The sequence below is a fragment of the Algibacter sp. genome, from assembly GCF_039977455.1.
GTDB lineage: Bacteria > Bacteroidota > Bacteroidia > Flavobacteriales > Flavobacteriaceae > Algibacter_B.
In genome coordinates, this window is the sequence record NZ_JBDWDG010000014.1 from 43,073 (window position 1) to 64,340 (window position 21,268).

The following is a 21,268-nucleotide window of genomic DNA, read 5'->3' on the forward strand; positions in this document are numbered from 1 at the left end:
CTTAGAATAAACACTTCATAAAGGTTTCTTTATGAGAATAAAGTTTTCATAAAAATTATCATACACATAACAAATCAAACTAAATTTATATATTTTTTATTTCCTTTTCCATAATAGGACCAAGTTCAAAAACGCTTTCCAAAAGCTCTTTTTTTAACGCATTAGCCTTTTTTATTTCTCCATTAGCTTTATAAATTTTAGCTACATGAAATAACACATCGGGTTCAGAGGTTTTACCAACTACATGTTGTTCTATAACTTCCATAGCTTCTTTTACTTCGCCATGGTTATAAAGTGACCATGCTAACAAATCATACGATTGCGGGGTAGGTCTGTTTTTTATTTCAACATAAGCAATCTCTAAAGCCTTTTCTGTGTCTTTTTCGCTTTCGGCATACAACAAAGCATTGTATTTATTATACATATCGCCATAAAACGAATTTTTAACCTCAGTAGCATATAGCTTTAATTGTTCTTCTTTTAAAACGATGTTACCATTAAATTCTGCTATTTCAGCTTTAAGTAAATTATAATCCGGAGCATTATAGGTTTTGGTAATTTCATTTAAAATACGAAGTGCTTCGTCTGGTTTTTTTTCATAAGAATAAACAATCCAAGCAATTCCCTTTTTAGCATACGCACCGTTAGGATCTAACTCTAAAGCTTTTAAATAATGGTTATAAGAAGTTTCAATACGTCCTGCATGCCCATAATAATCTGCTAAATTGGTGTATACCCATTGTTTTGTAGCCGCCAAATTTGCTCTTTCTCCAATGGTTTTGGCTTGTTCCATATATTTTATGGCAGCATCTAAATTACCACGATGGTCGGACCATTTTGAAAGCCTTATTAAATAATCGAAATCATTGGTTTTCTTAATGCGCTCCAAATATGTTTTTGCAGCATCGTAATTACCTAATTCTAAATGCACATCGAAAAGCATTTTTTGCGTACCTTTTAAACCTTCACCGTTATCTTCGGCCTTGATAAGTAAAAGCAAAGCTTCCTTAAAACGATGCTGAGAGACATAGTTTCTTGACAAAGCTCTTAAATAACCAGCGTTATTATAATTTGTTGCTTTATTAGCCTTAACCAAATATGTTTCAGCCTTAATTAAAGCATCAATATTTCCTGTTTTATTAAAAATCGCAGATTGAGATGCTGCTGCTTTAGCCAAGTAGGGAAATTGATTTGGTTCTTTTTCTAGCTTTTTTTCCCAGAAATTAAAATCCTCTTTTACTAATTGCAACACCTCTTCATCTGTTGCTTCTAAATACCCAACGTAATCGTTAATATTTGTTATTTTTTTTGTGTTTTCGTTACAACTTATCAAAAGCAGTAGCAAAAAAACAAAAGTTAATTGACTTGTCGTTTTCATTTTAATGAGTGTTTGTGTTTGTCTTTGTGTTTGTCTTTGTGTTTGTGTTTTTTGTGTAGGTAAAAAATCTAGAACAGGGTAATTGATACCATGTTCTAGAGGTAATAGTTCCTAGTGAGGAGATGCTAGGTAAGGAAATGAACTCAAAAAGGTTTTATCATTCTCGCTAACATTATCATTAGATAAGCCAGGGTTTTCAGAGAAATCTTCACCTCCAAAAATTAATAATAACTCAACAGTAATAACATCGTCTGCTAAAGCACGACCAGAAAGTGTATTTACTGGTTCGCCATCATAAAATGTAGTTGTACCATCTAAAGATACGTTTAAAACATCGGTAGCTAATAAACCTGTAAATGCTGCTGCATCTTGTCCTAAAGCATTCATTCCACCGTCTGCGTAAGCAGGACTTAAGGCTAATAAATTAGCTTCAAACTTACTTTGAAATGCTGCATTTTGAGCAGATGGAGTTGTTACATTAAACGCATCTTTATCTGAACTAGCATTAAATACTGTATTTACAGCTGGCCTACCCATCTGATCTTCTTGCGAGTAGGTTCCTGAGAAATCTAAAACAGGCTCCTCCATACTCATATTATTATCATCGTCGTTCGAGCAGTTAAATGCTATTAACGATACAGTTAACGCTAAGGTTAATATTTTTATATTTTTCATAATTTGATATTTTAATAAGGTTATTTTTTTGATTATTTTGTTTTAGATTCTACCCATGTGTTAATTTTTCCAGATCCACCAATCATAGATTTAGGTACCTCAACAACAATAGACATTACGTTAGTTCCTGCAAACGTATCAGATGCAGAACCTGCAGGTAAAAAAGCAATTTCCTCTTCGCCGTCGCCATCATCATCACCAGGTGTTAAAATTTGAGTGAATCGTGCAAAGTCCATAAAAAACGGATCGTCTCTTGGTCCTGCAAAAAAGGACATACCTCCATTGGTAACCGTTACTGCCGCATTTCCGTAGCTTGAAATTGCTACACTTCCACCAGCTGCAGAAGTCGTTTCAATAATACTATTTAAGCCTGTTTGAGAAGGCGCAACAGGACCAAAGAAATACATTTTACCATCTCTAGGAATGGCTTGAATAACTAAATCTTCAACATTATCTTGATTGGTATCAATATTAAACTCAACCATTACATTTTCACTAAATGATGCAGCAGCTGTGTTGGCAGGACTTATTAATCCTTGGATGTTAGCTACAAAAACTAAATTATCTTCATTTTCACCTTGAAAGGCATAAAAATCGGTAATATCACTATTTCCCCCAGATACTTCTGGCGCGTCAATATGATCGGCCGCAATTACAAAGAAACTAGCTACCGCTACTAACCCAATTCCTAATACTCGTTTTAAATTTTTCATGTTTTTGAGATTTTTTGTTATTATTAATTTCACTCTCTGCCATACCTACGAAAAAAAAGAAATAGCGGTTTTGTTAAAATTATGTTAAAGAAAAAACTATGCAGATATTCAGTTAAAAGTTTACTTTTACATTCTATTTGAAAATTGAATTATGAACCCATCATCTGCTGGTTGGATTAAGAAGTTGATGAAAGAGATAGAAAGCAATAATCTCTTTTTAAAATTTGATGAAGCATCCTTTTATGAGGCTTTGAGATTGTGTGGATTCATTTATGGTACTAATTTGGGCGTTGTAAGTCAAGTTATTATTGATAGAAACTTGACTGAAGAAGAGCTTTGTAAAACGAATTTATGCCTTTCCTTATATTACATTCACGCCAATTCAAATTCAGAAACCTCATTTATAAACAGCGTTATTGGGTTTTATACTGATATTGATGAAATTAAAAGCTCTTTTTTTAGTGATTTATTAAGCGGTAAAAAATCGAGTGATCAACTTGAAAAAATAATACATAGACGCATTCAAATTGATGCCAATGTACTTACCAAAAATTTTAATTACTTTATTATTAACGCCCTTTTATTTGTTGATGTATTAGCCTATAAAACCTATTTAGAAAAACAAAATATATCAAAAGAATATTTAAAAGACATGGAAGCTTCAATTACTTCTATTTCTTTAAATGTTTTAAATTCTAAAGAAACCAAAAACAAGTACGACGATAGTTTAATTAAATTATTTGATGCTTCGTTACGCTATCAAGAAAACCCCGATATAGATTACAAAAAGGCTATTAGCAACATTAATACTAATCTTGAAAAACATTATATATTAGACTTGGCTTGTATGGCTACTTGGAGCGACCAAATGATTGATATTGAAGAACAACATTTTCTAGAAAAATTGGGTAACGACCTCAACCTAAGCATTTCTAAAATACACCAATCTATAAAAGCCGTAAATAAATTTTACACGATAAATAAAGATAATATTGCCCTTTTAAGCTCTAAAAATGTAGTACAAAGTTTTTATAACAATTCTAGTAGGATGGTTAACAAACTAATTACTAGAAACAGTAAACGATTGTACCAAGAGTTAAAAGACAGTAAAGAGCTTATGGTTTTGCTTACGCAATCGACCATTAGAGACCTTAACAAAGAAGAACAGAAAAAAGTTCAGGAGCAACTTCTTGATATTTTTAAATCCATACCTAGTTTAGCTATATTTTTGTTACCTGGTGGCGCTTTACTGTTGCCCTTAGTTGTTAAGTTTATTCCAAAATTATTACCATCTGCATTTGACGAAAATAGGATTGAAGATTAAAACATTATAATTTTTGTTTTTTTTCCATTAGCTTTACAAGCACACTAACCAATTAAAATTACATGGCAACTTACACGATTGAAGAGATTAATAACCTTTTAAAGGGCGAATTAATAGGCAACACCACGCAACATATTGAAGGTCCGGAACAACTAAACCATGCTAAAAAACATCATATTACATTTATTGGGAGTAGTAAATACTTAAAATTTTGGAACGATTCTGAAGCTTCAGCGGTTTTGTTAAACGACAATTTAACTTTAGAACCAGGAGACAATCGTGCCATTATAAAAGTAAAAAATGCAGATTTGGCTATGGCCAAAGTTTTAGAATTATTTAATCCGCCAGCACCAGAATTTGAAATCGACATTCACCCTACTGCCGTAATTCATGATACGGCAAAAATTGGTAATGGTTGTAAAATTGGAGCAAATTGCTATATAGGTAAAAATGTAGTTTTAGGTAATGGCGTAACGCTTTACCCTAATGTTTGTGTTTTTGATGAAACCACGATAGGTGATCAAACCATAGTATGGTCAGGCACAGTTATAAGAGAACGCTGTGTTATTGGTAGTCATTGTATTTTCCATACTAACGTAAGTATTGGAGCCGATGGTTTTGGGTACCGACCAAGCGATGACGGTAGAGGTCTTACAAAAATTCCACAAATAGGGAATGTTATTATTGGTCATTATGTTGAAATTGGTGCAAACTCTTGTGTTGATAGAGCCAAATTTAGTAGTACCATTATTGGTGATGGCTGTAAAATTGATAATCTGGTCCAAATAGCACACAATAGCGTTATGGGACGCTCATGTATTATGGCTGGACATAGTGGACTTGCCGGTTCTGTAACCTTAGGCGATGGTGTTATAATTGGTGGTTCTGCGTCTATAAAAGACCATACCACAATAGAATCTGGAGCAACCGTAGGCGCTGGTTCTGGTGTTATGAATAATGTTAAAGCTGGCGAAACCGTTTTGGGCTATCCTGCTCAAAATGCAAAAGCAATGTTGAAACAATGGGTAGCTATGCGAAGGCTAGTTAAAAAGTAAGGTTTAGTTTAATGGCAGGACTAGATACGAAACTATCTAGTTTCGAAAAAAAACAACTATTAATTCTTTATTGCAATTATATAATAAAACCCAAATTCCCAGCGTTCACCTCTCAAAACTTTTATACACTTCAATAAAAGTTATGCTTATCTTTGCGCCACATAAATTATAAATGGCTTTCACATTACTTTCTTCACCATTACAAGGGTTTACAGATTTTAGATTCCGTAATGCATTTCATCATTATTTTGGGGGTATCGATACTTTTTATTCGCCTTACATAAGGCTTAATGGAAAGTTTAAAATAAAAAGCTCATATCAAAACGATTTACTCCCAGAAAACAATTCTACATTAGAGGTTATACCACAAATTATAACTAACGACCCCGACGAATTCTTGTTTGTTGCCAAGTATGTACAAAATTTAGGCTATAAAGAATTAAACTGGAATTTAGGCTGCCCTTACCCTATGGTTGCTAAATCTGGAATGGGTTCCGGATTAATCTGTAATCCTGAAAAAATAAACACCATTTTAGAACGCGCCCACAAAGAAACTAATATTTTGGTCTCTATGAAAATGCGAATGGGCTATGAAAATGCTGAAGAAATTCTGGATGTTTTCCCTATTTTAGATCAATACCCACTAAAAAATATTGCCATTCATGCCAGAATTGGAAAACAACTCTATAAAGGCCCTGTAGACCTTGATGCATTTGAGCGTTGTATTACAAGCACGAAACATAAGTTGTATTACAATGGCGATATTACAAGTGTGGCTAGCTTTAAATCGATGCAAGCACGTTTTCCTAGTTTAGATCATTTTATGATTGGACGTGGCTTAATTGCCGATCCTTTTTTACCTCAAATGATAAAAAACAATACTACAGAATACCCTAAAAATCGCTGGGAAATTTTCGAAGATTTCCACAATACCATTTACCAACAATACGACGAATATCTTTCGGGACCAACACCAATTAAAATGAAAATGTTAGGGTTTTGGGAATTCTTTTCGCAGTCGTGTACCAACCCTCAAAAAACGTATAAAGCTATTAAAAAAGCGACCAATCCGTTTAAATATAAGCAAGCCGTAAAACTTATTTTAACAAACGAAAAAAAGTTAACACACTAGCCTATTACCTTAAGTATGAGACATAAAAGAAACGTTAAAAATGTTAAAAAGTAAGCCTTTTGCTCTTATATTTGTTTAAAAAAATTAGAATATGAAAAAACTATGTATGGTACTTGCTGTACTTCTTTTTACAGCTTGTAGTTCTGACGACACCCCAAAAGACTACACCGAAGAAAACGAACTAGAAATTCAGGCTTATATAGCCAATAACAATTTAACCGCACAATCAAGTAATACGGGACTGTACTATGTTATAGACAACCCAGGAACTGGCGTTTCTCCAACCGGAACCGACAGAGTTAAAGTTGCCTACACAGGCTATTTAACAGACGGTACTGTGTTTGATGAAAGTCCTGAGGAAGGTGTTTCTTTTTCTTATTTAAACAGCTTAATAAGTGGTTTTGCAGAAGGTATTACTTATTTTAAGGAAGGCGGAAGCGGAAAACTTATTATTCCTGCACATTTAGCCTATGGTAGTTACTCTACTGGAAGTATTCCTGCCGGTTCGGTAATTATTTTCGATATCGAACTTATTTATGTAAATTATAAAACAGAAAATGAAGCTGAAATTCAAAGTTATTTAACAGAGAATAATTTAATGGCACTACAATCAGACACTGGTTTATATTACACCATTGATGAACCTGGAGATGGCCAACAACCAACATTAACCGATAATGTAACGGTTACCTATAAAGGCTATTTAACAAACGGTGATGTTTTTGATGAAAACACAACAGGAGCTTATTTCGACTTAAGCACTTTAATAACAGGTTTTGCCGAAGGCATTACTTATTTTAAAGAAGGTGGAAGTGGTACATTGTATATTCCAGCGCATTTAGCCTACGGAAATAATGCGGTTTCAGGAATTGAAGCAGGTTCTGTTATTATTTTCGACATCGAACTACTTTCTGTTAATTAAATTATATTTTAAAGAATATATTAAACCACTTTGTGAAAACAAGGTGGTTTTTTTGTTTCAATACGGACGAAAAATTAAATTCCTCCCACTAACATTTATATTGTAACACGAACATTAAATTACGGTACATGTTATTTACAAGATAATTTTTACAAATTAGCATAATTGTAATCAATAAAAAGCCTGCATCAAATATTAGCGCTGTCAACTTGACATTGAAAAACCAAGTTCCTTACCGTAAACCATTTCGGCACATTTTTTGAAAATTAATCCCTGTTAAAGATTGTATAATTTTAAAATATATACCAATGAAAACTTTGAAATTAATCCCTTTGTTTTGTTTGTTATTTTTTAATTGTTCAGGACAAGACAAACAAAAAAACGAGGCTCTAGCGTTAAAACCTGACGAAAACATTACCGTAAATAAGGAGTATGACGAAAACGGCAACTTAACTCGTTACGACTCCATATACTCGTACAGTTACTCCAATAATGGAAAGTTAACCGATAGTTTAAAAATAGAGTTTCAGAAGTATTTTAACAGTCATAGCTTTTTTAACGATTCATTTTTTAAAGACTTTTTTGATCAAGACCCTGATTCAAAACAATTTAATTCTGAAAACTTTTTTCATGATGGCTTCATGAATCATAATCGGCAAATTGAACAAATGATGCGACGCATGGATTCTATTCAGCAATTATTTTTCAATCAGCACTCGAAACCCATTATTCCTGCAGAACCAGAAACTCCAAAACCCAATACTGAGAAAATAAATTTCAAACATATTTAATTAATTGAGAAACATAAAAACCTTTAATTAATTAACTTAACTATACATCTATACCCCCAGATTACTTGTTATAAAACGTTGTTATAAAAGCGTTAAATAAAAACTAAAACCAGCCCTAAAGCTGGTTTGTTTTTTATATTTGATGCTTAGCAAAAAAAACTATGTACAAACATTTACTATCATTATTTATTTGCCTTTTCGCTGTATTGTTTACCAATGCCCAAAAGCCCAAAGCACCATCATCATCAGAGATTTATGAATCCATACAAAAACTCAACTTTTTAGGCTCTGTTTTATATGTAGCCGCTCATCCAGATGACGAAAACACGCGTTTAATTGCATACATGTCTAACCAAATAAAAGCTAGAACCGCATACTTGTCGTTAACCCGTGGCGATGGCGGACAAAACTTAATTGGACCAGAAATAAGAGAACTTTTAGGCGTAATAAGAACACAAGAGCTATTAGCTGCAAGACGTGTAGATGGTGGTGAACAATTATTTACAAGAGCCAATGATTTTGGTTATTCAAAACACCCAGACGAAACTTTACAAATTTGGGATAAAGACCAGGTATTAAGCGATGTGGTTTTAGCTATACGCCAATTTAAACCCGATATTATAATTAATAGATTTGATGAAAAAAGAGCAGGTAAAACACATGGGCACCACACAACTTCTGCTATTTTAAGTATCGAAGCTTTCGATTTGGCTAACAACGAAAACGCTTACCCTATACAATTAAACAAAACGGAACTTTGGCAACCAAAACGCTTATTCTACAACACAAGTTCCTGGCGTTATGGCGGTCAAGAAGCTTTTGATAAGGTTGATAAAAGCAACATGATTACTTTCGATATTGGCACCTACTACCCTACAAAAGGCTTAAGTAATAACGAATTAGCAGATTTGGCTCGTAGCCAGCATTTGTGCCAAGGTTTTGGTCGTTTATCGCAACGAGGTTCAGATGACGAATATATAGACTTTTTAAAAGGTGAACCTTTAAATGGATCTAACAATATTTTTGAAGGTATCGATACCTCATGGAACCGTGTAAATGGCGGAGAGGCCATAGGAACTATTTTAAATACAATTGAAGATAATTTTAACTTTAAAAATCCATCAACCCATGTACCTCAACTGGTTGAAGCTTATAAATTGCTCCAAAGAATTGATAACCAACATTGGAAAACTCAAAAAACCAAAGAACTTAAAGCCATCATTGAAATGTGTGCTGGACTTTATTTAGAAGCATCGGCCGAAACAAATTGGGCTACCCAAAACGAAACTATTAAACTCAATTTAGAAGTGCTAAATAGAAGTGACTTACCAATAGTTTTAGAAAGCTTAAACAATGCAAGCAATTTAAACATTTCCAAAGGTATTACTCTTAAAAATAATGTAAAATATAATTTTAGTGAGGTTGTAAAAATTCCGAATAACGCAGAACCTTCAACGCCTTATTGGTTAAATGAAAAAGGGTCTTTAGGCATGTACAAAGTGGATGACACAAATCTTATTGGAAAACCAGAAACACCACGCGTTTATAACATCGACTTTAATGTACTAATTAACAATACCCCAATAACGTTTACAAAACCTGTTATTCAGCGATTCGCAAAACCAGATAAAGGTGAATTATATCGTCCGTTTGAAATCATTCCTGAGGTTTCAGCAAAAATCACAGAAAAGGTTATTATTTTAAATAATGACCAACAACGAGACATTACAGTAGTTGTTAAGTCTGGAAGAGATAATCTTGAAGGTGATGTTGAAGTTTGCCATCCTAATAATTGGAGTATATTACCTAAGAAACAAAAAGTAACTATAGCAAACAAAGGCGAAGAACAAATACTTACGTTTACAGTAATTCCTCCTAAAGAACAAAGTGAAGGTTTTATTGGCCCTATTGTACATATTGGGGATAAAAGTTACACAAAAGAACTAATTGCTATTGATTATGACCATATCCCTTTTCAAACTGTATTGCTACCTAGCGAAAGTAAAATTGTACGTTTAGACATAAAAAAACGAGGTAACAATATTGCTTATATTCAAGGTGCTGGTGATGTAGTACCAGAAAGTTTAGAACAAATTGGATATAATGTTCGTATTATTTCGCCCGATGATATAACGGAAGAAACCTTAAGTAATTTTGATGCTGTTGTTGTTGGAATTAGAGCCTATAACACCGTTGAAGATTTAAACTTTAAACAACAATTGTTGTTTGATTTTGTTGCCAATGGTGGCAATATGGTCGTGCAATACAATACTAGCCATCGTGTAAAAGTAGATCAAATTGCGCCTTATTCTTTAAACTTATCTCGCGACCGCGTAACCGATGAACAGGCTAAGGTAAATTTTTTAAACCCAAACCATGAGGTGTTAAATTCTCCTAATAAAATCACTCAAAATGATTTTGAAGGTTGGACGCAAGAACGCGGATTATATTTTCCTGATAGTTGGGATAAAGCCTTCACGCCTATCTTATCGATGAGCGATAAAGGAGAGTCTGCAAAACCTGGCAGTTTACTTGTGGCACAACACGGTAAAGGCTATTACATATATACTGGTTTAAGCTTTTTTAGGGAGTTTCCTGCAGGTGTTTCTGGCGCTTATCGCCTATTTGCAAACATACTTTCCTTAGGAAAAGAAGATATTAAACAGCCTGTAAAACTTAATGATTAACCATGAACGAAGACGCACCTAAACAAAAATGGCATTCGCTTTACACCCTAGTTTTGGTGGCCAATGCGATATACTTTATATTATTTTACATGATCACTAAATCCTTTTAAACGATGCAAACATTAAATTGGATTGACTGGTTGGTACTTGGTATAACCCTTGTTGCAATAGTAAGTTACGGTACATGGCAAACTAGAGGCAGTAAAAACGTAAAAGATTATTTAAGAGGTGGCAACACATCCAAATGGTGGACAATTGGATTATCGGTTATGGCAACACAAGCAAGTGCTATAACGTTTTTGTCTACACCAGGACAGGCTTTTAATGATGGCATGGGATTCGTTCAATTTTACTTTGGATTACCTATTGCCATGATTGTAATTTGCATGGTATTTATCCCGCTATATCACCGCCTAAAAGTATATACTGCCTACGAGTTTTTAGAGAACAGATTCGATTTAAAAACTAGAACATTAGCAGCTATTTTGTTTTTAATCCAGCGTGGTTTAGCCGCAGGTATTACCATTTTTGCTCCAGCCATTATATTATCGGTAGTTTTAGGATGGGATTTATTAACCCTAAACATCGTTATAGGTTGTCTTGTTATTATTTACACCGTTTCTGGAGGAACAAGAGCAGTAAACGTGACTCAAAAACATCAAATGGTAGTCATTTTTATTGGTATGCTTATCGCTTTTTTACTAATTGTAGATAAGTTACCGGAAGATATAACATTTAGTAAAGCCTTAGATATTGCCGGTGCTAGTGGAAAAATGGAAGTTTTAGACTTCTCCTTTAACCTCAATAATCGTTATACGTTTTGGAGTGGTATTATTGGTGGTACATTTTTAATGCTTTCTTATTTCGGAACCGATCAAAGCCAAGTGCAACGTTACCTTTCGGGTAAATCGGTTAAAGAAATGCAACTTGGTTTGGTTTTTAATGGTCTTTTAAAAATACCTATGCAATTCTTTATTTTGTTAGTTGGTGTTATGGTTTTTGTGTTTTATCAGTTTAATGAGGCCCCTGTAAACTTTAACCCTACAGCTACCGAGTTGGTTTTAAATTCTAAATATGCCGATGATTTTAAAGCGCTACAATCGGAACAGAAACAAATATTTAGAGATAAGCAAAAAATCATTGAAGCTTATACCAACTCTGAAGACCCCGAAGCCATAAACTATATTGCTGCCGCAAATGCCGCAAATAATGAATTGCGACAAGAAGCCAGAGATTTAATTGATCAAGTTTCAGATAACCAAGATATAAAAGTAGAGAGCAACGATAAAGATTATGTATTTATACATTTTATTTTAAACAATTTACCACGTGGCTTAATTGGTTTATTACTAGCCGTAATTTTAAGCGCTGCCATGTCTAGTACCGCAAGTGAACTTAATGCTTTAGGTTCCACAACAACAATAGATTTATACATTAGAAATACTGGAGAAAAAACGGAAGAAGAAAAAGTAAAAGCATCCCGATGGTTTACGTTCCTTTGGGGCATAATAGCCATAGGAGTGGCTTGTATTGCTAATCTTGCCGAAAATTTAATTCAGTTGGTAAACATCATCGGTTCCATATTTTATGGCAATGTTTTGGGCATTTTCTTGTTAGCTTTTTTCTTTAAATTTGTGAAAGGAAATGCTGTTTTTATTGGAGCTTTAATAACTCAAGTTATTGTAATTGCGTTGTATTTATTAGATTTATACGAATATATAAACCTACCTTTTTTATGGCTAAACTTTATTGGCTGTATGATTGTGATAGCAATTGCCTGCATAATTCAATCTATAACACCAAAAATTAAAATTGATGCATAAAACAATTAATTGGGGAATTATTGGCTTAGGAAATATTGCCAATAAATTCGCTTCAGACCTATTAACTATTGAAGGTGCTAACCTATATGCTGTAGCTTCTAGAAGACAAGACAAAGCGGATGCCTTTGCTTTAAAATTTAACGCAACAAAGGCTTATGATAGTTACAATGCCTTGGTCGAAGATAAAAATGTTGATGCCATTTATATTGCAACACCACATGCTTTACACAAGGAAAACACATTATTATGTTTAGAACATGGTAAAGCGGTATTATGCGAAAAGCCTTTTGCAATGAATAGCGATGAAGTAGCTGAAATGATAGCAAAAGCTAAAGCAAAAAATGTACTACTTATGGAAGCCCTTTGGACGTACTTTTTACCACATTACCAATATGTTTTAAAGGCCTTAGAAAATAAAGTGTTTGGAGACTTGGTTAAACTTGAAGCCGATTTTGGTTTCCATAGGGGTTTTGATGAGTCCACTCGATTATTTAATAAATCTTTAGGTGGCGGTAGTTTATTAGATATTGGCATCTACCCTATTTTTGCTGCTTTATCTACTTTAGGGAAACCTAACACCATAAATGCCGAGGCTACTTATTTTGAAAACGGTACAGATTCGTCGTGCACCATGCTTTTTGATTATGGCAATGCTAAAGCTATACTTAAAAGCACCTTGCTTGAAGACACCCCAACAGAGGCTATTTTTTATTGTGAAACGGGTACTATAAAAATAAATAGTCAGTTTCACGCCCCATCTACAGTAACTTTAATACCTAAGGGTGGTAAAGAGGAAACTATAAATTTCAACTACAATACCATTGGTTATAACTACGAAACCATACATTTTAATGCCCTACTTAAACAAGGAAAAACAGAAAGCGAGGTGATGTCTTTTGCCTTTAGTGAGCAACTTATTAAAACCTTAGATTCGGTTAGGAGCAAAATAAACCTTGAGTATTAAATTATAAACCAAAAAAAAAAAAAACGCAACCTTAACAGATTGCGTTTTTTTTTATTGATATACGGTATGGTTTACATTGCACCCCAAGCTTTTAAGGACTCGGTGTTCATTTTTACATATCCAGCGTTATCTGCTTTTTTAGCTAATTCTAAAGAAGCTTTTGCTGCTACAATAGCTGTTTTAGTATCTCCAGCTTTAGCATGGATTAATGCTTGTTTTCTTAAGTACCAAAAACGTGGGTTATCTTTAGTCATATCGATAGCTTTATCAATCCAAATTTTAGCTTTATTGATATCCTTATCATTTTCTAAATAATAGGTAGCCGAAGCATAATAATCTTCAAAGCTAGGACCATTCATAACGTGGTCTATACTTGCTGTAACTTGAATATCTGTAGGCACAGTAAAATCTAGTCCTACCCATGTTTTTGCCCAAATAAACTCAAGTCTAGCACCGGTACTACTTAAGTTGTTTATATCGATGGTAAAAGATTCTACATTAAAAGGAATTTCGTGAGACTTAACGTTTGTTTTTGCTGCAACATACTTACCATCTAAATCTTTTGGTGTTCCTGATTCTTTTCCGTCATTATAGAAAATAACATCCCAAGAATCGGCATTTGGTATAGTAAATATTGAATAGGAACCAGCTTTTAAGGTTTGTCCATCTACCACAGCATCTGTACTAAAGGTTATTTTTGTTCTTGCGTTAGCTCCTGTTCTCCATATTTTCCCATAAGGAACTAAATCGCCAAAAATGGTACGATCTTTAACCCCTGGTCTTGAGTACTCAATAGTAACATCTGTAACCCCAACTTTTTGTTCTAATTTAGAGAAAGGACTTGGTTGTGGTGTAGCAATTTGTGCGTTAACACCATAAAAGGTGGCACACGACATAAATAATAATAGTATTTTTTTCATTTTCGTAGTTATTAATATTTGGTTTAAAACTGCATAAAATTAATCATAATTACACGGGTAACTGTTAACAAAAGCTTAAAATAAAAATCTTACAAAGCCCATTTCCAACCTATTATAAACTAGCACTATAGATTTAAACTATACCGTTATTATAATTTTTGTTTAACTTTTTATAAAAAACCTTAAACAATTTCGTATATTTGGTTAAATATTAAAACTCATGGCAAAGAAAAAAACAATTTCAAAAAGCGACATCATAACATTATACATGGATTATGTGTTAGAACATAACCAAAACCCCAAAACTATATTTGCCTTTTCTAAAATGAATAATTTTGAGGAAGCTAAATTCTACGAATATTTTTCATCTTTTGAAGCTGTTGAAAAAGGAGTTTTTGAAACTTTATTTACAAATACTGTAACACTTTTAAATGAAAGTGAAAATTATAAAATTTTTGACACTAGAAACAAACTCTTAAGTTTCTATTACACATTTTTTGAAAATCTAACTGCCAATAGAAGTTATATTGAGCATGTATTGGGTAAGTATAAAACCGACTTTATAGGTTTAAAAATACTTTCAGGTTTAAAAATGAATTTCACCCAATATATTAGTGAATTAGGCATAAAAATATTAGTTATTAATCAAGAACAGTTAGAAAAAATTAAAGATCGTGCGCTAAAAGAATCTGCATGGTTACACTTAATTCTAACCATGAAATTTTGGTTAGAAGACACATCGGCTTCTTTTGAAAAAACAGACATATATATTGAGAAATCCGTAAATACGACCTTTGATGTTTTGGATATTGCGCCCCTAAAAAGTGTTTTTGATTTAAGTAGATTTTTGTTTAAAGATAAATTTCAAATGAACTAATTGCCCATGAAAACTATTGATAACATACCGACATCAAAAATCCAAAGAGCTAGTAAATTAGTCGCTACAGGTGCAAAAGTAGGTGTAAATTATTTAAAATATTACGGAGATAAAATAGTAAACACTCCTAAAGACGCTAAATCGCGTCTTGATAAAAGTAATGCCACCGATATATATGATGGCTTAAAACAATTAAAAGGGAGCGCACTTAAAGTCGCCCAAATGCTAAGTATGGAAAAAAGCATATTGCCACAAGCTTATGTAGAGAAATTCTCTTTAGCACAATTTTCTGTACCACCATTATCGCCACCTTTAGTAATAAAAACATTTAAAAAATATTTTGGAAAACATCCAAATGTACTATTTGATACTTTCAATGCAACTTCTGTTAATGCTGCAAGCATCGGTCAGGTACACATTGCAACTAAGAATGGGAAAAAACTTGCTGTGAAAATCCAATATCCAGGGGTTGCAGAAAGTATTGCTTCCGATTTAGCTATGGTAAAGCCTATAGCAATGAGTATGTTCAATATTAAAGGTAAAAACTCAGATAAATACTTTGAAGAAGTAGAAAATAAATTAACAGAGGAAACCAACTATGTATTGGAAATGAAACAAAGCAAGGATATTGCTAAACATTGTGCTCACATTCCAAATCTTTTATTTCCTAAATATTATGAAGCCTACTCTTCTGAACGAATTATAACCATGGATTATATGAAAGGCAAGCATCTTTCAGAGTTTAATGCAAGTAATACCAATCAAGAAAAATCAAATAAAATAGGTCAAGCCCTGTGGGACTTTTACATGTTTCAAATCCATAATTTGAAAAAAGTACATGCAGATCCGCATCCAGGAAACTTTTTAGTAAATGAAAGAGGGGAATTAATAGCACTCGATTTTGGGTGTATGAAATCCATACCTATGGAGTTTTATACACCTTATTTCGAATTAGTAAAAGCAGAAAACATTAAAAATAAAGACTATTTTATTTCAAAACTATACGAACTAGAAATACTTCGAGAAGATGATAGTAAAGATGAATTAGCCTTTTTTACCGAAATGTTTCATGACATGTTAAGTTTATTTACCCAACCATTTCATCAAGACACCTTTGACTTTTCGGATAGTGATTTTTTTGACAAAATAGCCGAATTAGGTGAACGTTATTCTAATAATACCGACTTAAAAAAGATGAATGCTAATCGCGGTTCTAAACATTTCATATACATAAACAGAACCTTTTTTGGCCTTTATAATCTTATGTTCGATTTAAAAGCGAAAAACATAGAAATAAATAATTATCTAAAGTTATAATGGCATACTTTAAAGAAACTATTATAAAGTAAACCAAACTTAAATTTAAGAGTATTAATTATTATATTAAAACATGAATATTCTAGTAACTGGAGCCACAGGCTATATTGGCAAACGACTTATCCCTTCGTTATTGAATGAAGGGCATACTGTTGTATGTGTTGTAAGAGATAGACTTAGAGCTGATAAAAGTTATTCCGAACACGAAAATATTTATGTTATTGAAGGCGATTTTTTAAAACCTGAAACCTTAGAAAATTCTCCTCTCAAAATTGATGTGGCTTACTACCTTATTCACTCCATGTCGCACTCTTCTAAAGATTTTGCATCGCTTGAAGCCCGTTGTGCTGAAAACTTTAAAAGCTATATTGAAACTACAGAGGTAAAACAAGTTATTTATTTAAGTGGTATAACTAATGAGGACGAATTATCCAAACATCTACAATCAAGAAAAAATGTTGAAACCATTTTAAAATCTAACACGTACGCGCTTACTATTTTTAAAGCGGGAATTATTGTGGGCTCTGGGAGTTCCTCGTTTGAAATTATAAGAGATCTGGTTGAAAAACTTCCATTTATGATCGCTCCTAAATGGCTTAATACAAAAACACAACCACTCGCAGTGAGAGATGTTTTAGCTTTTTTATCTAAGGCCGCCGGCAACGAACAGCTATTTAATAAAACATTCGATGTATTTGGGCCCGAAGTCATCACATACAAAGACATGCTATTACAATTTGCGGAAGTTAGAGGTTTAAAACGATACATTTTAACAGTACCTGTAATGACTCCAAAATTATCGTCGTATTGGCTTTATTTTGTAACGTCAACGTCTTACAAATTAGCGACATCATTAGTTGATAGTATGGGAGTGCAAATTATAGGAAAACCTAGTAACATAAATAAAATTCTTAATGTTAACCCACTAACTTACAAAGAGGCGGTGTCTTTAGCTTTCGAAAAAATAGAACAAAACAGTATTGTTTCTAGTTGGAAAGATTCTATGGTAAGTAGCGGAAGGCTAAGAAACCAATTGCACAAATATATTAACGTTCCAAAATACGGTTGTTTTACAGATTATAAAGAACGACAAGTTAAAAATTCAGAAAAAACAATAAATAAAATTTGGGCTATTGGAGGGAAAACAGGTTGGTATTACGGTACCTTTTTATGGCGAATACGTGGGTATATCGACAAGTTATTTGGTGGTATTGGATTAAGACGAGGACGCACGAGCCCAACAGATTTAGATGCTGGAGATGCCTTAGATTTTTGGCGTGTTATTTTTGCAGATAAAAAACAACAAAAGCTATTGCTTTATGCCGAAATGCGCCTGCCGGGTGAAGCTTGGTTAGAATTTAAAATTGAGGATGGCTTACTTAAACAAACCGCAACCTTTAGACCTCGTGGACTTTTTGGAAGGTTATATTGGTACATCGTTTTACCATTTCATGGATTTATTTTTCGGGGCATGATTAACAAATTGGTTGATATTGAAACCTAATTAAGCAACATGTTTCAAAAAAATATATGCATTAAGTAAAAAAGTTATAGAAACCCCGCAAAATAAACACACATGGATACAGAAAAGTTTATCGTCACAAAAAAAGGTACTATCCTGAATGGCAACTTTAGAAGATTACATTATACCCCCAGACTTAAATGCTGATAAAAAAGGTTCAGCAACGACTTATAGAGTACATTAAATTAAAATACTGTAAAATATAGTATTTCTAAATCATACAAACAGCTAAAAATATGGAATTAATAGACAGAGCAATAGAATTTGAACAGCGAAAAAAGAGATCTTTATCTACTAGCGATCGTGTTAAACTTTCTAGAGAAGCTAAAGCCTTAATTTTAGAGTTAAATGAAATTTATAAGGAAAAAAAAGACGAAAAAATTATGGATCTCATGAAACGACTAACTGTTATTAAAAGAAAAATAGAACGCCGATTAAAAGGCAAACTTTTATAAAAACTGATAATTATAGCTATAAAACACTAATATATATTAAATTTTTTCTAATAATTCTATATAAAAATAATTAATCTAGCATAATTTACTATATTGGCAAAATTGGTAATCCAATACAACCAATAAAGATTGAATAAAGATTAAAAAAGAATTATGGAGATTATTGATAAAGCTTTAGAATTTGAGCAACGAAGACACACTTTTAAAACTACAAGTGAACGCATCGAATCGTCTAGAGAAGTAAAAAGCTTAATATTAGGATTAAACGATATTTATAAAGAAAAGAAAGATCCTGAGATTATGGATTTAATGAAACGATTAACCGTTATAAAACAAAAAATTGAAAAAAGGCTAAAGGGCAGGCCATAACAAAAAAAATGCCCTGAAAACCATGAAAACAATAATTGTAATTGGTGGAAGTAAGGGCATTGGCAGAGCTTTAATACAAAAATTATTAACCTCTTGCCGCGTTATAAACATCAGCAGAAGTACTCCCGAAATATCGCATAACCAACTAACTCACCATTCTTGTGATATTACTAAAGACGATTTACCCAATATTAACCAGGCCGACGGACTTGTCTATTGTCCTGGTAGTATCAATTTAAAACCTTTTACACGATTAAGTATTGATGATTTCAAAAACGACTTTGAAATTAACGTACTTGGCGCTGTAAAAGTCATCCAAAAATATCTTCCCATTTTAAAAAATGGAAACCACCCTTCTATTGTACTTTTTAGTACTGTAGCAGCAAAACTAGGCATGCCTTATCATGCTAGCATAGCTGTGGCTAAATCTGGTATTGAAGGGTTAGTTAAATCCCTTGGCGCAGAGTTAGCACCTTATATTCGTATAAACGCCATTGCACCTACGGTTACCAACACAGAACTTGCGGCCAAACTTTTACGAAACGATAAGATGGTCGAGAATATTAAAGAGCGTCATCCGCTTAAAAAATTTCTTTCTTCTGAGGAAGTTGCAAATATGGCTGTCTTTTTATTATCGGAAAGTTGCGCCTCTATGTCTGGTCAAATATTTGAAATGGATTGTGGAATTGTTAGTTTTAAAATATAACTTATGAATACGCCTAAAACTTTTCTATCGACTTTAATTTCTAAATCTAGGCCTAAAAAATTACATGTTGATTCTATTTATGAAATAAAAATTAATGCTATTAATTCTAAACCTATCAATTTATTACATTTTAAAGGTAAACACATTTTATTTGTTAATGTTTCCTCTAAATGTAGCTTTACACCTCAGTATAAAGATTTACAAACTTTATATAATAAACATCAAGACAAGCTAGAAATAATTGGAATACCGTGTAATCAATTTGCCAATCAAGAACCCAAGAACAAAACAGAAATAATGTCATTTTGTGAAACTAATTATGGTGTAACATTTTTAATAACAGAAAAGATTAAGGTGAAAGGAAAAAACAAACATCCGTTATATACTTGGTTAACCGAAAAAATTAATAACGGAGTTAAAAGCTCTTCAGTAAAATGGAACTTTCAAAAATATTTAGTGAATCCTGATGGCGTATTGGTGGACTATTATTTCCCAACAACCAATCCAAGGAGTTCTAAAATCACAAAACATTTAAAATAATAAAGGTATGTTCGGACTATTTAAGAAAAAATCAAAAAAAGAAAAACTTGAAGCAAAATTTAAAAAGTTAATGCAAGAGTGGCATACCTTATCATCAATAAACAGGTCGGCTAGCGATAAAAAATATGCTGAAGCTCAAGAAATAGCAAAACAACTAACAACTCTTAAAAATGAAATTGCTTAAATACTTCGTTATATTCCTAACTATAAATCTTAGTGCTTTAGCAATAGGGAGTTGGTTAATGGATAATGGACCACAATCTAACTGGTATACAACACTAAATAAAGCACCTTGGACACCACCTGGTTGGTTTTTTGGAGTAGCTTGGACAACGATAATGATATGTTTTTCAGTTTATATGGCCTATTTATATAAACGCGTATCAACAATTTATATACTTTCTCTTTTTGCAGTTCAGTCCTTCCTAAACGTTATATGGAATTACATTTTTTTTGCACAACACCTTGTATTAGTGGGTTTAATAACCCTAATAGCACTTACTTTAGTTATTGTAAGTTTTACTTTAATTTATAAAAAAGATATGAGGTTAAAAACATTACTTATAATCCCCTATTTAATTTGGATATGTGTTGCCACGTCGCTTAATGGATATATTCTATTAAATAATTAATGGTATGAAAATTTATAGACTACATAAAAAACAAAACTTACCAATAAGTATTAATACGGCTTGGGAGTTTTTATCGAACCCGAATAACCTAAAAATAATAACTCCAGATTATATGGGATTTCATATTTTATCTGGCGCAGACAGACCTATGTATGCTGGTCAAATAATACAATACATCGTTACGCCTGTTTTAGGAATAAAAACAAAATGGGTAACCGAAATTACACATAGTGTAGACAAACATTATTTTGTTGACGAGCAACGCTTTGGACCATATGCTTTATGGCACCACAAGCATTTTATTAAAGAAATTGATGGCGGTGTAGAAATGGAAGATATTATAGATTATAAAGTTCCTTTTGGTTTTCTTGGGCAATTGGTACACCCCTTTTTAGTTAAACCTAAACTTGATGAGATTTTTAGGTACCGAACTAAAAAGTTAGAAGAATTATTTGGCACCTATTAA

22 protein-coding genes are annotated in these 21,268 nt (G+C 32.8%); 18 read left to right on the plus strand and 4 right to left on the minus strand.

The window, feature by feature from the left end; translation table 11 throughout:
• Positions 1-85: 85 nt before the first annotated feature.
• From ABJM36_RS05210 to ABJM36_RS05220, 3 genes are all read right to left on the minus strand, one after another.
• On the minus strand, positions 86-1,378 hold the full coding sequence (locus ABJM36_RS05210) for a cell surface protein (RefSeq protein WP_348449895.1): 1,293 nt from the start codon (positions 1,376-1,378) through the stop codon (positions 86-88).
• A gap of 111 nt (positions 1,379-1,489) precedes the next feature.
• Positions 1,490-2,053 carry a DUF4331 family protein gene (locus ABJM36_RS05215; protein WP_348449897.1) on the minus strand — a complete coding sequence of 188 codons (564 nt, stop codon included), beginning with the start codon at positions 2,051-2,053 and terminating at the stop codon, positions 1,490-1,492.
• A 32-nt stretch (positions 2,054-2,085) separates the two neighbouring features.
• Positions 2,086-2,766 carry a DUF4331 family protein gene (locus ABJM36_RS05220; RefSeq protein ID WP_348449899.1) on the minus strand — a complete coding sequence of 227 codons (681 nt, stop codon included), beginning with the start codon at positions 2,764-2,766 and terminating at the stop codon, positions 2,086-2,088.
• A 151-nt stretch (positions 2,767-2,917) separates the two neighbouring features.
• Here ABJM36_RS05220 and ABJM36_RS05225 point away from each other — a divergent pair, with 151 nt between their 5' ends.
• The 8 genes from ABJM36_RS05225 to ABJM36_RS05260 all read left to right on the plus strand — a co-directional run bounded on the left by ABJM36_RS05225 (position 2,918) and on the right by ABJM36_RS05260 (position 13,464).
• The gene (locus ABJM36_RS05225; protein ID WP_348449901.1) at positions 2,918-4,090 is read left to right on the plus strand and encodes an LETM1-related biofilm-associated protein; all 1,173 of its coding nucleotides are present in this window, start codon (positions 2,918-2,920) and stop codon (positions 4,088-4,090) included.
• A gap of 62 nt (positions 4,091-4,152) precedes the next feature.
• The gene (lpxD, locus tag ABJM36_RS05230; RefSeq protein ID WP_348449903.1) at positions 4,153-5,145 is read left to right on the plus strand and encodes a UDP-3-O-(3-hydroxymyristoyl)glucosamine N-acyltransferase; all 993 of its coding nucleotides are present in this window, start codon (positions 4,153-4,155) and stop codon (positions 5,143-5,145) included.
• Between the two features lie 172 nt (positions 5,146-5,317).
• Positions 5,318-6,277, plus strand: coding sequence for a tRNA-dihydrouridine synthase family protein (locus tag ABJM36_RS05235; RefSeq protein ID WP_348449905.1), 960 nt, complete (start codon positions 5,318-5,320; stop codon positions 6,275-6,277).
• Between the two features lie 91 nt (positions 6,278-6,368).
• A complete protein-coding gene (locus ABJM36_RS05240) occupies positions 6,369-7,199 on the plus strand; it encodes an FKBP-type peptidyl-prolyl cis-trans isomerase (protein ID WP_348449907.1) in 831 nt (276 codons plus the stop codon).
• A 308-nt stretch (positions 7,200-7,507) separates the two neighbouring features.
• Positions 7,508-7,990, plus strand: a complete 483-nt coding sequence (locus ABJM36_RS05245; RefSeq protein WP_348449909.1) for a hypothetical protein — start codon at positions 7,508-7,510, stop codon at positions 7,988-7,990.
• A gap of 161 nt (positions 7,991-8,151) precedes the next feature.
• Positions 8,152-10,677 carry a PIG-L family deacetylase gene (locus ABJM36_RS05250; RefSeq protein ID WP_348449911.1) on the plus strand — a complete coding sequence of 842 codons (2,526 nt, stop codon included), beginning with the start codon at positions 8,152-8,154 and terminating at the stop codon, positions 10,675-10,677.
• 113 nt (positions 10,678-10,790) lie between these two features.
• On the plus strand, positions 10,791-12,500 hold the full coding sequence (locus tag ABJM36_RS05255; RefSeq protein ID WP_348449913.1) for a sodium:solute symporter: 1,710 nt from the start codon (positions 10,791-10,793) through the stop codon (positions 12,498-12,500).
• The gene (locus tag ABJM36_RS05260) at positions 12,493-13,464 is read left to right on the plus strand and encodes a Gfo/Idh/MocA family oxidoreductase (protein WP_348449915.1); all 972 of its coding nucleotides are present in this window, start codon (positions 12,493-12,495) and stop codon (positions 13,462-13,464) included. Before ABJM36_RS05255 ends, ABJM36_RS05260 begins: the two co-directional genes overlap by 8 nt.
• 71 nt (positions 13,465-13,535) lie before the next feature.
• Here the strand turns inward: ABJM36_RS05260 and ABJM36_RS05265 are convergent, their stop codons facing one another.
• Positions 13,536-14,384, minus strand: coding sequence for a DUF2911 domain-containing protein (locus ABJM36_RS05265; protein ID WP_348449917.1), 849 nt, complete (start codon positions 14,382-14,384; stop codon positions 13,536-13,538).
• Between the two features lie 220 nt (positions 14,385-14,604).
• Here ABJM36_RS05265 and ABJM36_RS05270 point away from each other — a divergent pair, with 220 nt between their 5' ends.
• The 10 genes from ABJM36_RS05270 to ABJM36_RS05315 all read left to right on the plus strand — a co-directional run bounded on the left by ABJM36_RS05270 (position 14,605) and on the right by ABJM36_RS05315 (position 21,268).
• Positions 14,605-15,261: a TetR family transcriptional regulator C-terminal domain-containing protein gene (locus ABJM36_RS05270; RefSeq protein WP_348449919.1), complete on the plus strand. Its 657-nt coding sequence runs from the start codon at positions 14,605-14,607 to the stop codon at positions 15,259-15,261.
• 6 nt (positions 15,262-15,267) lie between these two features.
• Positions 15,268-16,578 carry an AarF/UbiB family protein gene (locus ABJM36_RS05275; RefSeq protein ID WP_348449921.1) on the plus strand — a complete coding sequence of 437 codons (1,311 nt, stop codon included), beginning with the start codon at positions 15,268-15,270 and terminating at the stop codon, positions 16,576-16,578.
• Between the two features lie 73 nt (positions 16,579-16,651).
• The gene (locus tag ABJM36_RS05280; protein ID WP_348449923.1) at positions 16,652-18,082 is read left to right on the plus strand and encodes an SDR family oxidoreductase; all 1,431 of its coding nucleotides are present in this window, start codon (positions 16,652-16,654) and stop codon (positions 18,080-18,082) included.
• A 254-nt stretch (positions 18,083-18,336) separates the two neighbouring features.
• Positions 18,337-18,555 carry a hypothetical protein gene (locus ABJM36_RS05285; RefSeq protein ID WP_348449925.1) on the plus strand — a complete coding sequence of 73 codons (219 nt, stop codon included), beginning with the start codon at positions 18,337-18,339 and terminating at the stop codon, positions 18,553-18,555.
• Positions 18,556-18,708: 153 nt separating this feature from the next.
• On the plus strand, positions 18,709-18,924 hold the full coding sequence (locus tag ABJM36_RS05290) for a hypothetical protein (RefSeq protein WP_144116908.1): 216 nt from the start codon (positions 18,709-18,711) through the stop codon (positions 18,922-18,924).
• 22 nt (positions 18,925-18,946) lie between these two features.
• The gene (locus ABJM36_RS05295; protein WP_348449927.1) at positions 18,947-19,630 is read left to right on the plus strand and encodes an SDR family oxidoreductase; all 684 of its coding nucleotides are present in this window, start codon (positions 18,947-18,949) and stop codon (positions 19,628-19,630) included.
• A 3-nt stretch (positions 19,631-19,633) separates the two neighbouring features.
• Entirely contained in the window at positions 19,634-20,170 is a 537-nt protein-coding gene (locus tag ABJM36_RS05300; RefSeq protein ID WP_348449929.1) for a glutathione peroxidase, read from the plus strand.
• A gap of 7 nt (positions 20,171-20,177) precedes the next feature.
• On the plus strand, positions 20,178-20,354 hold the full coding sequence (locus ABJM36_RS05305) for a Lacal_2735 family protein (RefSeq protein ID WP_348449931.1): 177 nt from the start codon (positions 20,178-20,180) through the stop codon (positions 20,352-20,354).
• Positions 20,341-20,802, plus strand: coding sequence for a TspO/MBR family protein (locus tag ABJM36_RS05310; RefSeq protein WP_348449933.1), 462 nt, complete (start codon positions 20,341-20,343; stop codon positions 20,800-20,802). Before ABJM36_RS05305 ends, ABJM36_RS05310 begins: the two co-directional genes overlap by 14 nt.
• A 4-nt stretch (positions 20,803-20,806) precedes the next feature.
• A complete protein-coding gene (locus tag ABJM36_RS05315) occupies positions 20,807-21,268 on the plus strand; it encodes an SRPBCC family protein (protein ID WP_348449935.1) in 462 nt (153 codons plus the stop codon).

Excerpts from the sequence above, each read along its gene's own strand:
- ABJM36_RS05215 (WP_348449897.1), bottom strand. The coding sequence starts at position 2,053 with ATGAAAAATATAAAAATATTAACCTTAGCGTTAACTGTATCGTTAATA.
- ABJM36_RS05285 (WP_348449925.1), top strand. The coding sequence starts at position 18,337 with ATGGAATTAATAGACAGAGCAATAGAATTTGAACAGCGAAAAAAGAGA.
- ABJM36_RS05295 (WP_348449927.1), top strand. The coding sequence starts at position 18,947 with ATGAAAACAATAATTGTAATTGGTGGAAGTAAGGGCATTGGCAGAGCT.
- ABJM36_RS05225 (WP_348449901.1), top strand. The coding sequence starts at position 2,918 with ATGAACCCATCATCTGCTGGTTGGATTAAGAAGTTGATGAAAGAGATA.
- ABJM36_RS05220 (WP_348449899.1), bottom strand. The coding sequence starts at position 2,766 with ATGAAAAATTTAAAACGAGTATTAGGAATTGGGTTAGTAGCGGTAGCT.
- ABJM36_RS05265 (WP_348449917.1), bottom strand. The coding sequence starts at position 14,384 with ATGAAAAAAATACTATTATTATTTATGTCGTGTGCCACCTTTTATGGT.
- ABJM36_RS05260 (WP_348449915.1), top strand. The coding sequence starts at position 12,493 with ATGCATAAAACAATTAATTGGGGAATTATTGGCTTAGGAAATATTGCC.
- ABJM36_RS05275 (WP_348449921.1), top strand. The coding sequence starts at position 15,268 with ATGAAAACTATTGATAACATACCGACATCAAAAATCCAAAGAGCTAGT.
- ABJM36_RS05270 (WP_348449919.1), top strand. The coding sequence starts at position 14,605 with ATGGCAAAGAAAAAAACAATTTCAAAAAGCGACATCATAACATTATAC.
- ABJM36_RS05245 (WP_348449909.1), top strand. The coding sequence starts at position 7,508 with ATGAAAACTTTGAAATTAATCCCTTTGTTTTGTTTGTTATTTTTTAAT.
- ABJM36_RS05235 (WP_348449905.1), top strand. The coding sequence starts at position 5,318 with ATGGCTTTCACATTACTTTCTTCACCATTACAAGGGTTTACAGATTTT.
- lpxD (WP_348449903.1), top strand. The coding sequence starts at position 4,153 with ATGGCAACTTACACGATTGAAGAGATTAATAACCTTTTAAAGGGCGAA.
- ABJM36_RS05240 (WP_348449907.1), top strand. The coding sequence starts at position 6,369 with ATGAAAAAACTATGTATGGTACTTGCTGTACTTCTTTTTACAGCTTGT.
- ABJM36_RS05310 (WP_348449933.1), top strand. The coding sequence starts at position 20,341 with ATGAAATTGCTTAAATACTTCGTTATATTCCTAACTATAAATCTTAGT.
- ABJM36_RS05250 (WP_348449911.1), top strand. The coding sequence starts at position 8,152 with ATGTACAAACATTTACTATCATTATTTATTTGCCTTTTCGCTGTATTG.
- ABJM36_RS05315 (WP_348449935.1), top strand. The coding sequence starts at position 20,807 with ATGAAAATTTATAGACTACATAAAAAACAAAACTTACCAATAAGTATT.
- ABJM36_RS05210 (WP_348449895.1), bottom strand. The coding sequence starts at position 1,378 with ATGAAAACGACAAGTCAATTAACTTTTGTTTTTTTGCTACTGCTTTTG.
- ABJM36_RS05305 (WP_348449931.1), top strand. The coding sequence starts at position 20,178 with ATGTTCGGACTATTTAAGAAAAAATCAAAAAAAGAAAAACTTGAAGCA.
- ABJM36_RS05290 (WP_144116908.1), top strand. The coding sequence starts at position 18,709 with ATGGAGATTATTGATAAAGCTTTAGAATTTGAGCAACGAAGACACACT.
- ABJM36_RS05300 (WP_348449929.1), top strand. The coding sequence starts at position 19,634 with ATGAATACGCCTAAAACTTTTCTATCGACTTTAATTTCTAAATCTAGG.
- ABJM36_RS05255 (WP_348449913.1), top strand. The coding sequence starts at position 10,791 with ATGCAAACATTAAATTGGATTGACTGGTTGGTACTTGGTATAACCCTT.
- ABJM36_RS05280 (WP_348449923.1), top strand. The coding sequence starts at position 16,652 with ATGAATATTCTAGTAACTGGAGCCACAGGCTATATTGGCAAACGACTT.